The organism is Vibrio sp. V19_P1S1T109, assembly GCF_002241375.1.
Lineage (GTDB): Bacteria > Pseudomonadota > Gammaproteobacteria > Enterobacterales > Vibrionaceae > Vibrio > Vibrio anguillarum.
On sequence record NZ_NDIM01000335.1, the window covers coordinates 1 to 10454 of the forward strand.

Here is a 10454-nt window from a genome sequence, read left to right on the forward strand (position 1 = left end):
CATCGAGAGTGAGGGCGCGCTATGAATAACAAAGTTGGAATCGTTCACAGCCTGAAAGATGGTCAGAAATACATGGATGTTTGGCCTGTGCGCAAAGAGCTAGGCCTCATTTTTCCTGAGCAACGGATCATTAAAGCCACGCGTTTTGGCGTAAAGGCTATGCCAGCTATCGCCGCAATCAGTGTACTGACACAGATGGTTTTTGAAAATACACAGGCGATGCCCCAAGCAGTGGTAGTGGCACTTTTTGCCATAAGCTTACCGCTACAAGGTATGTGGTGGCTGGGAAACCGCGCCAATACCCAACTTCCACCTTCGCTTGCTGGGTGGTACCGAGAGCTGTACCAGAAGATTGTCGATACTGGTTTTGCTTTAGAGCCAATCAAAGCGAAGCCGAGATACAAAGAGCTGGCTGCTATCCTCAACCGAGCATTCCGTCAGTTAGATGACGCCGCGTTAGAACGCTGGTTCTAGCCACCCAGGTAGCATGTGAATAAAAGGCAAAGAGGACTTCCGCAGTGAACTCCTCTTTGTTATTCAACTTTCGCCTTATTCTTATCTCTCTTTTTGTTACTTTACTGTTAAACCTCACTTCCCTTTAGCCTGAGTTACTGGTAATAATGTTGTCAGCGACGCTCAGTGCGCGTACATAAAAATATTAAAAACACAACATCCAACATGTATACCCAAACAATATGAAGTTGTAAGCAATCTGCAATGGGATGAATCCTAATGTGGCACAGGTTAACTGTGTTTAACGGGATGAGCGCATTTGCTAGCATGCTACCGCTTTAAGTAGGAAGGGTATAATGCTTAAATCAAGGAGTTAAGATGAAAGCAGGCAAAGCCATTGTTACCGCCGTTTTTGCAGGAGCAGTATTATTCTCTTCCACAAGCATCATGGCCAAAACAGCGAAAGTCGCCGTATCGCAAATTGTTGAGCACCCAGCTTTAGACGCAACCAGACAAGGTTTACTTGATGGTTTAAAAGCAAAAGGTTATGAACAAGGCAAAAATCTAGATTTTGATTTTAAAACCGCGCAAGGCAACCCAGCTATTGCTGTTCAAATTGCGCGCCAATTTGTCGGGGAAAATCCTGATGTGTTAGTCGGCATCGCAACCCCCACGGCGCAAGCGCTCGTCTCTGCAACCAAAACTATTCCTGTCGTGTTCACGGCGGTGACCGATCCTGTCGGTGCTAAATTGGTGAAAAAACTTGAGCAACCGGGTAAAAACGTGACCGGGCTTTCTGATCTATCGCCAGTTGAACAGCACGTTGAGCTGATCAAAGAGATCATGCCAAACGTGAAATCTATCGGGGTAGTGTATAACCCCGGTGAGGCGAATGCAGTGAGCTTGATGGAACTGCTTAAATCGAGCACTCAAAAACATGGCATTAAACTTATTGAAGCGACAGCCTTAAAAAGCGCAGACGTACAAACTGCGACACAGGCGATTGCCTCAAAATCAGACATTATCTATGCCTTGATTGATAATACCGTCGCCAGTGCGATTGAAGGGATGATTGTTTCGGCAAACCAAGCTAAGACCCCAGTATTTGGCGCAGCAACCTCTTATGTTGAACGCGGAGCGATTGCTAGCCTTGGCTTTGATTATTACCAAATTGGCGTACAAACCGCGGACTATGTTGTCGCTATCTTGGAAGGCCAAGCACCGGGTAAACTGGATGTTAAAGTGGCCAAAGGGTCTGATTTAATGATCAACAAAACCGCAGCGGAAAAACTGGGCGTAACTATTCCTCAGTCAGTACTTGATCGTGCTACGAGCGTAAAATAAAGACCATTCAGAGCTAGAGCGAAGGCTTTAGCTCTGTTTAAGCAGAGAAAGGAGTTGTTATGTCTGCTTTTGCTTTTTTTGGCGCTCTAGAGATAGGGCTGCTGTACGGATTAGTGGCATTGGGTGTTTACCTCACTTTCCGTGTCCTTGATTTCCCCGATTTAAGCGTTGACGGCAGCTTCCCGATGGGCGCTGCGGTGGCCGCAACGGCGATTGTGGCAGGTATTAACCCTTGGGTAGCTACAGGAATGGCAATACTTGCGGGTGCCTTTACCGGTTGGGTGACTGCATTTCTTGCAGTTCGCTGCGGTATTTTGCATCTATTGGCGTCGATTCTCACCATGATTGCCGCCTTCTCCATCAATATTCGTATTATGGGACGCCCCAATATTGCTCTGCTTGGGGAGGAGACCATTCTTACGCCCTTTGAAGCCATGGGTGACTCGGTTTACATTCGCCCGCTGGTTGTGGGTGTATTGGTCTTGATGTCGGCCTGGTTTGTGGTGCGATTATTAAACAGTGACTTTGGACTTGGACTGCGTGCTACGGGCGTTAATGCCCGCATGGTGAGAGCACAAGGCGGAAGCACCTCGTTTTATACCTATTTTGCTCTTGCGTTATCGAATGGTTTTGTCGGTTTTGCTGGGGCACTGTTTGCGCAAACCAACAGTTTTGCTGATGTAACTTCGGGCGTAGGGACGATTGTCGTTGGCCTTGCTGCTGTGATCTTGGGGCAGACGTTGATCCCTGGGCGCCGGATCTGGGTTGCAGTGCTGGCGGTCATCGTCGGTTCAGTGCTGTACCGTTTAGCGGTCGCCTTTGCTTTGAGCTCGGGCATGTTCGGTTTGCAGGCGTCTGATCTCAACTTAGTTACTGCTGTGCTGGTGGCCATTGCACTGATTGCGCCAAAAATGAAAAGGAACTTCAAAGCAAAAAAGGGTAATTCTCCTGCTCAGAAGTCGGTTGTTACTAAGCAGGATAAAGCGTCAGGAGAAACATTATGATTCGTTTAGAAGATATTCAAGTCACGTTTAACCCTGGCACAATTTTAGAAAATAGAGCGTTAAGAGGTGTTCACCTCGAAGTACCTGAACATCAATTTTTAACTGTGATTGGCTCAAATGGTGCAGGGAAATCGACCTTATTAGGCGCTGTAACGGGCGAAACGCCCATGATGGCAGGCAAAGTGCTCATCGATGAAGCAGATGTCACGCGTCAGAGTGTGGATCAGCGTGCACGTTTATGTGCTCGCGTCTTCCAAGACCCACTTGCCGGTACATGTGGTGATTTAACCATTGAAGAGAATATGGCTTTAGCCTACATGCGTGGCAAGCGCCGAGGGTGGGGGCTGTCACTTTCTTCATCACGTCGCAAGTTGTTTCAAGAGCGAATCGCTATCCTTGGTTTGGGATTAGAAGATCGCTTAGGCGATAACATCGGCCTACTATCTGGTGGGCAGCGTCAAGCGGTTAGCTTAGTGATGGCAACCTTATCTGACAGTAAATTGTTACTGCTTGATGAGCACACTGCGGCTCTGGACCCTAGAATGGCGGCCTTTATCATTGATTTGACCAAAACAATCGTCAAAGAATTTAACTTGACGGTGATGATGGTAACGCACTCGATGAAAGATGCCTTGGCGTGTGGTGATCGCACCGTGATGCTGCATCAAGGTGAAATTGTTCTTGATGTGTCTGGTGAGCAGCGTGCCAATATGAAAGTGCCTGATCTACTAGAGATGTTTTCGAAAGTTCGAGGCGAAGAGCTGGCAGATGATAGTCTTCTGCTCAGTTAATGGTTTTATTTCGTTATCACAGTGGGTTAGTTAACACAGTGGTTGACTAAGCAGCGACAGGCTTTCTCTGCGTGATGTTGAGAAAGCCTGAAGAAAACGCATCACAACGTGTTTTGTAACCGATCACGGTAACGCTGAATGTGCTCCACGATAGGTTCCGATTTGGTGAAGGTCCTGATTTCGCGAAATAGCTCGTTAGCTTGAGGATATTCTTGACGCAAGTAGGTAAACCATTGCTTGACTCGGTTGGGATAGTAAAAGCCTTTATCGCCTCTAATTTCAAATTGCGAATAGCGCAGTAGTAGATCAACTACTTCATGCCAAGGCATCACTTTATGGTTATGTTTGACCACATTGCCTAAATTGGGAACGTTGAACGCGCCTCGACAAACCATCAATGACTCTACGCACGTCGCTTTAATACAGGCTTGACCATCGTCATAGTTCCAAATTTCGCCATTAGCGATCAGAGGCAGAGACGTCTTCTGGCGTATCTGATTAATGTAATCCCACTTAATTTCACTGGCGCGATAACCGCCCGCTTTTGTTCGGGCATGAACTGTGAGCTCGTTTGCTCCAGCTTGTTCAATCGCATCGACAATTTCAAAGCAGTCGTTAGGGTCTTCCCAACCTAAGCGAATTTTAGCCGAAACAGGGATCGCTTTCGGTACCGCATCTCGGCATGATTTTACCACTTGATAAATCAATTCCGGATGTTGTAACAGCGCCGCACCGCCTTTGTGTTTGTTGACCGTTTTCGCTGGGCAACCAAAATTCAAGTCAATGCCGTGCGCGCCTAATTCAGCAACTCGTGCGGCATTTTCTGCCATCCAATGTGGCTCTTGGCCGAGCAATTGAACGTGCACGGGAACACCTGCTTGCGTTTTTGATCCTGTTTTCAGTTCAGGACAAAGGCGATAAAAAACGTGGTCAGGCAATAATTGGTCAACGACACGCACAAATTCAGTCACGCACAGATCGTAATCATTCATCTGGGTGAGCAGTTCACGCATCAAGTGGTCTAGCACACCCTCCATCGGGCCCAAAATTACACGCATCATCATTTCGCCTTAAAAATTCGAGGCGAGATTGTAGTGGTTACCGAATCAAAAGTCACTAAACGCAAGAGTTGGTATATAATCCTTGGTCAACCATTTTAACTGTACAGATTTTCATGACCTACTCATTGCTCTCTCTTCCTCAATCAGCTCCTCAATCAGCTCATTTTTTTGAAGGGGCTATTTTGGCATCCAATTTCGCCACTAAGCCGTTAGAACCCACAACCTGGCTAGAACCTTTAGTGGGTGAGCAAGTCAAAGTATTTGAACCTATGGTGATGGCGCAAATTAATCTGCAATATAACTTGCTCAAACGTAGCGAATATTCGGCGTTAGCCTTGCTAGATAATGCGACCCAGTGGGCTGATTTTGCCGAAGGGTTTATGAGCGTCTGGCCAGTCGTTGAACCGCAATGGTTAGAGACTCAAATTGGTGATGGCAGCCTGCGCATGCTGCAAGCTTTGTTGACCACCTTCATGTTAGCCATCGATGAAACACAAACACAGCAGCAGATGAGCGAAGCGGGTTTTGCAACACCACCCAGTTTGAGTGATTTTGCTGAGCAGTTGGATGTCATGATCACTGAAGTGGCGTTAATGGCTGATGAATTAATGCTCGGCATGAAAACGCAGCGGGTTAACCCATTTAAAGGGATTGGACGCAATGATCCTTGTCCGTGCGCCAGTGGCAAAAAATTCAAACAGTGCTGTGGCCAGTAAAGTACGCCGCCTGAGGTTTAATCTCAACAAAACGCTGACAAACCTAAGCAAATAAGCCCTTATAAACGAGTTATTCTGATACATAAGTTGTTCTGATAAGCGAACGCTTCTTAAGAGAAGAGGGCCTTATCAATAAACGTTATAGAAAACGTTATAGACAAAAAATTGTTATCCATGGAGTGTGGTAATCATGAAAAGAGTGTTAGCCCTGTTGCTGTGTAGTTTTTCTGTCGCTGTTTTGGCTGCGCCAAAAGAGGAGTTGAGCCAACGCCTCGCGCTGAACGCTGGTTTTAGCGCTACCTTTGCCCAGCAAGTGATCAGCCCTGAAGGTGATATTGTGATGGAAGGTCAGGGGAAAGTTGATATTGTTCGGCCAAGCCTTTTCCGTTGGCAAACGACCGCTCCTGATGAAAACTTACTGGTGTCTGATGGTAAAACCTTGTGGTATTACAGTCCATTTATCGAACAAGTGAGTATTTATAATCAAGAACAAGCGACGGAACAAACCCCTTTTGTATTGCTGACTCGTAATCGCGCCAGTGATTGGGATCACTACACGGTTGCACAAAACGGTGATGATTTCACCCTAACGCCAACCGCAGTAGATTCAAACCAAGGACAGTTTCAGATAGCGATTGATGAGAAAGGGATCGTGAAAGGTTTTAACGTGATTGAACAAGATGGACAGAAGAGTCTGTTTACGTTTAGCGATGTACAACTAACACCGGCCGCTAAAGCGCGTTTCACGTTCCAGATCCCGCAAGGTGTCGAGGTCGATGATCAACGTAATTGAGATAGGGGCTAAGGCGTGAGTAAGGACAGCGTGAGTAACTATGGCGTGAGTAACTACAGCTTAGATTTTTCGGCTGATGAAGATTTCCGTCCGTTGGCCGCGAGAATGCGCCCTCAGACGGTTGAACAGTATATTGGCCAGCAGCACATTTTAGGCGTGGGTAAACCCTTGCGGCGTGCATTAGAGGCTGGTCATATTCATTCGATGATCTTGTGGGGGCCGCCCGGTACGGGTAAAACGACCTTGGCTGAAGTGGCGGCGAATTACGCCAATGCAGAGGTTGAACGTGTTTCTGCGGTGACTTCTGGCGTTAAAGAGATCCGTGCTGCCATTGAAAAAGCACGCGAAAATAAAATGGCGGGCCGACGTACTATTTTGTTTGTAGACGAAGTACATCGCTTTAATAAATCTCAACAAGATGCCTTTTTGCCACACATTGAAGATGGCACTGTGACTTTCATTGGTGCCACGACAGAGAATCCCTCTTTTGAACTCAACAACGCTTTGCTATCTCGTGCTCGGGTGTACAAATTAACCTCGCTGGCTAGCGATGAAATTTTGCTGGCGCTCAATCAAGCAATCAACGATGCCGATCGCGGTTTAGGTAAAGTTGCAGCGCAGTTTATGGATAACGTGCTCGAACGTTTGGCTGAATTGGTCAATGGTGATGCGCGCATGTCACTCAATTATCTTGAGCTGCTGTACGACATGGCCGAAGAGAATGCGCAAGGTGAAAAGCTCATTACGCTCAAACTGTTGGCCGAAGTGGCAGGCGAAAAAGTGTCGCGCTTTGATAATAAAGGCGATATTTGGTACGACCTTATCTCTGCGGTGCATAAATCGATTCGAGGTTCCAACCCCGATGCGGCGCTGTATTGGTCGGCCAGAATGATCGCAGCAGGCTGCGATCCACTTTATATCGCTCGTCGTTTATTGGCGATAGCTTCGGAAGATGTTGGCAACGCCGACCCAAGAGGCATGCAGGTGGCGCTCGCTGCTTGGGACTGTTTTACCCGCGTTGGTCCTGCGGAAGGTGAACGTGCTATTGCACAAGCGATTGTCTATTTAGCGTGCGCGCCTAAAAGTAATGCCGTGTATAGCGCGTGGAAGCAAGCCTTAGCTGATGCGCATAATTTGCCAGAGTATGAGGTGCCGCCTCATTTGCGTAATGCACCAACCAGTTTGATGAAAGATCTTGGTTATGGAGCACAATATCGCTATGCCCACGATGAACCGGGAGCTTACGCGGCTGGCGAAAGTTATTTGCCGCCTGAAATGAGCGATACACGCTACTACCAGCCAACAAATCGAGGGTTAGAAACCAAAATTGGTGAAAAGTTAGATTACTTGGCCAGTTTAGATGCAAAAAGCCCACAAAAGCGCTATGAAAAATAGTCTCTTTTCGTTATCTTTGTCGGGTTCAATTTTCTCTACGCGTCGCTCTTATTAGAAAGGGATGCAGGCGCGTTTTTCATAACTAAAAGCATAGGATTAGCAATGCTGGATTCTAAATTACTTCGCACTGAGCTGGATGAAACAGCTGCAAAATTAGCGCGTCGCGGTTTCAAACTCGACGTTGAGACAATTCGTCAACTTGAAGAACAACGTAAGTCCATTCAAGTAGAAGTTGAAAATTTACAATCCTCGCGCAACTCCATCTCCAAAGAAATTGGCCAAAAAATGGCCGCCGGCGACAAAGCGGGCGCAGAAGCAGTCAAGCTACAAATCGGCTCTCTAGGCAGTGACTTAGACGCGAAAAAAGCGCAGTTGAATGATATCCAAGCACAATTGGATGCGATTACTATGTCTGTACCCAACGTACCAGATGAATCGGTTCCTGACGGTAAAGATGAAAATGACAACGTAGAAGTTTCTCGTTGGGGCGAACCTAAAACTTACGATTTTGAGCTCAGAGATCACGTTGATCTTGGCGAAATGGCCGGTGGTTTAGATTTTGCTAGTGCGACTAAAATTACTGGCGCTCGCTTTATCGTGATGAAAGGCCAATTTGCTCGTCTGCACCGTGCGATTGCTCAGTTCATGCTGGACTTGCACACACAAGAACATGGTTATACAGAAATGTATGTCCCTTATCTTGTCAACGCTGACAGCCTGTTTGGTACTGGTCAGCTACCTAAATTTGGTCAAGACCTATTCCATACTGAGCCACTAACTGAAAAAGTGAATGATGAAGAGCCACGTAAACTGTCTCTTATCCCAACGGCTGAAGTACCGGTAACGAACTTGGTGCGTGACACCATTTCTGACGAAGCCGATCTGCCATTGAAAATGACGGCTCATACACCTTGTTTCCGTTCTGAGGCGGGATCGTATGGTCGCGATACACGTGGTCTTATCCGTATGCACCAATTTGATAAAGTCGAATTGGTTCAGATCACGCGCCCAGAAGATTCAATGGCGGCGCTGGAAGAGTTAACCGGTCATGCGGAAAAAGTGCTGAAATTGCTTGAACTGCCGTACCGTAAAGTGGTGTTGTGTGCAGGTGACATGGGCTTTGGCTCTCGCAAAACTTACGATCTAGAAGTGTGGGTTCCTGCGCAAGGTACATACCGTGAGATCTCCTCTTGCTCAAACATGTGGGATTTCCAAGCGCGTCGTATGCAAGCCCGTTTCCGTCGCAAAGGCGGTAATAAACCTGAGCTTGTGCATACGCTGAACGGTTCAGGCCTTGCTGTGGGCCGTACTATGGTAGCCATTTTGGAAAACAACCAACAAGCCGATGGCCGTATTGCCGTTCCTAGCGTACTGCAACCATACATGGGTGGCGCAACGCACATCGGTTAATCATCATGCGTTAAACACAGTAAAAAAACCGACTTGCAAGTCGGTTTTTTTATGCATCAATAGTATGTGTCGGTTCTATTTAAGCCCCATCGATTTGAAAGCATTGCGAATTTTGCAATGCCATCGCTACAGCGTTGATCAGTTTTTCAATGTCATCTACTTGGCTAATAAACGGTGGCATCACATAGATTAAACAGCCAAAAGGACGGATCCAGACCCCTTGCTCAACAAATAGCGCTTGAATGATTTCCATATTGACAGGGCGATGCGTTTCAATCACGCCGATAGCGCCCAGCCAGCGCGTCTCTTTTACCATCTCAAAACGGTTAAGCATGGGCAGTAAATGAGCAAATTGCGCTTCAATACGCTGGGTTTGCTGTTGCCAATCGCCCTGTTCGATGAGCTCTAAGCTAGCGCAGGCGACAGCGCACGCCAATGGGTTAGCCATAAAGGTTGGCCCATGCATAAAGCAGCCCGCTTCGCCAGCACAAACCGTATCGGCGACTTGCTTGGTCGCCAGTGTGGCCGAAAGCGTCATATAGCCACCCGTTAAGGCCTTACCGACACATAAAATATCAGGCGCGATATTAGCGTGCTCGCAGGCGAAGAGCTTTCCAGTACGGCCAAACCCAGTTGCAATCTCATCGGCAATCAGTAGCAAACCATATTGATCGCAAAGTGCGCGCACGCCTTTTAAAAACTGAGGATGATAGATACGCATACCGCCAGCACCTTGCACAATTGGTTCTAAAATCACCGCCGCAAGCTCTTGATGAGCGTGCATTATTTTATCTCGAAAATCATCGAGATCGCGTTCATCCCACTCATCCCAAAAACCGCAAGTTGGCGAATCGGCAAAAATATGCTGCGGCAAAAAACCTTTGTAGAGCGAATGCATCGAGTTATCTGGGTCAGTGACTGACATTGCGGCAAACGTATCGCCGTGATAGCCATGACGTAAGGTGAGAAATTTCGCTCGTGGTTGACCTTTTGCATGCCAGTATTGCAGCGCCATTTTTAAGCTGACCTCCACGGCGACAGAGCCAGAATCGGCTAAAAATACGTGCTCAAGATTGCTTGGCGCTAATGCCAGTAATTTTTTACAAAGCGTAATGGCGGGTTGATGTGTGATACCGCCAAACATCACGTGTGACATTTTATCAATTTGCTGATGCGCAGCGTAATTAAGGTGTGGATGGTTATAACCATGAATAGTTGCCCACCAAGAGGACATTCCATCAATCAAGCGTCGCCCATCTTCCAAATAAAGATGGACACCTTGAGCGTGAGTGACGGGATAACAAGTCAATGGCGTCAGCGTTGAAGTGTAGGGATGCCAGATATGTTGGCGGTCGAAGAGTAAATCCATGATCAGTCCATATTGCCGGGTTTGTTTAAAAATCAATCAAACGTAAACTTATGTTTTCTTTGGTTGTTGACAGTTTATCGCTTGTCAGTAGACTAGCCAAGCAACAAAATAATAAAAC

10 protein-coding genes are annotated in these 10454 nt (G+C 47.0%); 8 read left to right on the plus strand and 2 right to left on the minus strand.

The features are described 5' to 3' along the window. Nucleotides 1–21 precede the first annotated feature (21 nt). The 4 genes from yfbV to B9J87_RS15810 all read left to right on the plus strand — a co-directional run bounded on the left by yfbV (nucleotide 22) and on the right by B9J87_RS15810 (nucleotide 3592). Nucleotides 22–474 (plus strand): terminus macrodomain insulation protein YfbV, encoded by a 453-nt coding sequence (gene yfbV, locus B9J87_RS15795; RefSeq protein WP_013856500.1) that lies wholly within the window; start codon nucleotides 22–24, stop codon nucleotides 472–474. 357 nt (nucleotides 475–831) lie between these two features. Further along, nucleotides 832–1797 (plus strand): ABC transporter substrate-binding protein, encoded by a 966-nt coding sequence (locus B9J87_RS15800; RefSeq protein ID WP_094151649.1) that lies wholly within the window; start codon nucleotides 832–834, stop codon nucleotides 1795–1797. A 59-nt stretch (nucleotides 1798–1856) separates the two neighbouring features. Continuing rightward, a complete protein-coding gene (locus B9J87_RS15805; RefSeq protein ID WP_094147323.1) occupies nucleotides 1857–2801 on the plus strand; it encodes an ABC transporter permease in 945 nt (314 codons plus the stop codon). Then, the gene (locus B9J87_RS15810; protein ID WP_094151651.1) at nucleotides 2798–3592 is read left to right on the plus strand and encodes an ABC transporter ATP-binding protein; all 795 of its coding nucleotides are present in this window, start codon (nucleotides 2798–2800) and stop codon (nucleotides 3590–3592) included. The genes B9J87_RS15805 and B9J87_RS15810 overlap by 4 nt, the downstream gene beginning before the upstream one ends. A 101-nt stretch (nucleotides 3593–3693) precedes the next feature. Here B9J87_RS15810 and dusC read toward each other — a convergent pair whose 3' ends face one another. Continuing rightward, complete coding sequence (gene dusC / locus B9J87_RS15815; protein ID WP_094151659.1) at nucleotides 3694–4650, minus strand: tRNA dihydrouridine(16) synthase DusC; 957 nt, start codon at nucleotides 4648–4650, stop codon at nucleotides 3694–3696. A 116-nt stretch (nucleotides 4651–4766) separates the two neighbouring features. On the opposite strand from dusC, the gene B9J87_RS15820 reads away from it, so the two are divergent. The 4 genes from B9J87_RS15820 to serS all read left to right on the plus strand — a co-directional run bounded on the left by B9J87_RS15820 (nucleotide 4767) and on the right by serS (nucleotide 8967). Beyond that, nucleotides 4767–5369, plus strand: coding sequence for a YecA family protein (locus B9J87_RS15820; protein ID WP_094151653.1), 603 nt, complete (start codon nucleotides 4767–4769; stop codon nucleotides 5367–5369). Nucleotides 5370–5559: 190 nt separating this feature from the next. Then, complete coding sequence (gene lolA / locus B9J87_RS15825; RefSeq protein ID WP_094151655.1) at nucleotides 5560–6162, plus strand: outer membrane lipoprotein chaperone LolA; 603 nt, start codon at nucleotides 5560–5562, stop codon at nucleotides 6160–6162. 45 nt (nucleotides 6163–6207) lie between these two features. Next, complete coding sequence (locus tag B9J87_RS15830; RefSeq protein ID WP_094151661.1) at nucleotides 6208–7557, plus strand: replication-associated recombination protein A; 1350 nt, start codon at nucleotides 6208–6210, stop codon at nucleotides 7555–7557. 102 nt (nucleotides 7558–7659) lie between these two features. Continuing rightward, nucleotides 7660–8967 (plus strand): serine--tRNA ligase, encoded by a 1308-nt coding sequence (gene serS / locus B9J87_RS15835; RefSeq protein ID WP_013856507.1) that lies wholly within the window; start codon nucleotides 7660–7662, stop codon nucleotides 8965–8967. A 79-nt stretch (nucleotides 8968–9046) separates the two neighbouring features. Here the strand turns inward: serS and bioA are convergent, their stop codons facing one another. Further along, nucleotides 9047–10336, minus strand: coding sequence for an adenosylmethionine--8-amino-7-oxononanoate transaminase (gene bioA / locus B9J87_RS15840; protein WP_094151657.1), 1290 nt, complete (start codon nucleotides 10334–10336; stop codon nucleotides 9047–9049). Nucleotides 10337–10454 lie beyond the last annotated feature (118 nt).

Coding starts and splice junctions, on each gene's coding strand:
- bioA (WP_094151657.1), bottom strand. CDS start 10,336: ATGGATTTACTCTTCGACCGCCAACATATCTGGCATCCCTACACTTCA.
- B9J87_RS15805 (WP_094147323.1), top strand. CDS start 1,857: ATGTCTGCTTTTGCTTTTTTTGGCGCTCTAGAGATAGGGCTGCTGTAC.
- yfbV (WP_013856500.1), top strand. CDS start 22: ATGAATAACAAAGTTGGAATCGTTCACAGCCTGAAAGATGGTCAGAAA.
- dusC (WP_094151659.1), bottom strand. CDS start 4,650: ATGCGTGTAATTTTGGGCCCGATGGAGGGTGTGCTAGACCACTTGATG.
- serS (WP_013856507.1), top strand. CDS start 7,660: ATGCTGGATTCTAAATTACTTCGCACTGAGCTGGATGAAACAGCTGCA.
- B9J87_RS15810 (WP_094151651.1), top strand. CDS start 2,798: ATGATTCGTTTAGAAGATATTCAAGTCACGTTTAACCCTGGCACAATT.
- lolA (WP_094151655.1), top strand. CDS start 5,560: ATGAAAAGAGTGTTAGCCCTGTTGCTGTGTAGTTTTTCTGTCGCTGTT.
- B9J87_RS15820 (WP_094151653.1), top strand. CDS start 4,767: ATGACCTACTCATTGCTCTCTCTTCCTCAATCAGCTCCTCAATCAGCT.
- B9J87_RS15800 (WP_094151649.1), top strand. CDS start 832: ATGAAAGCAGGCAAAGCCATTGTTACCGCCGTTTTTGCAGGAGCAGTA.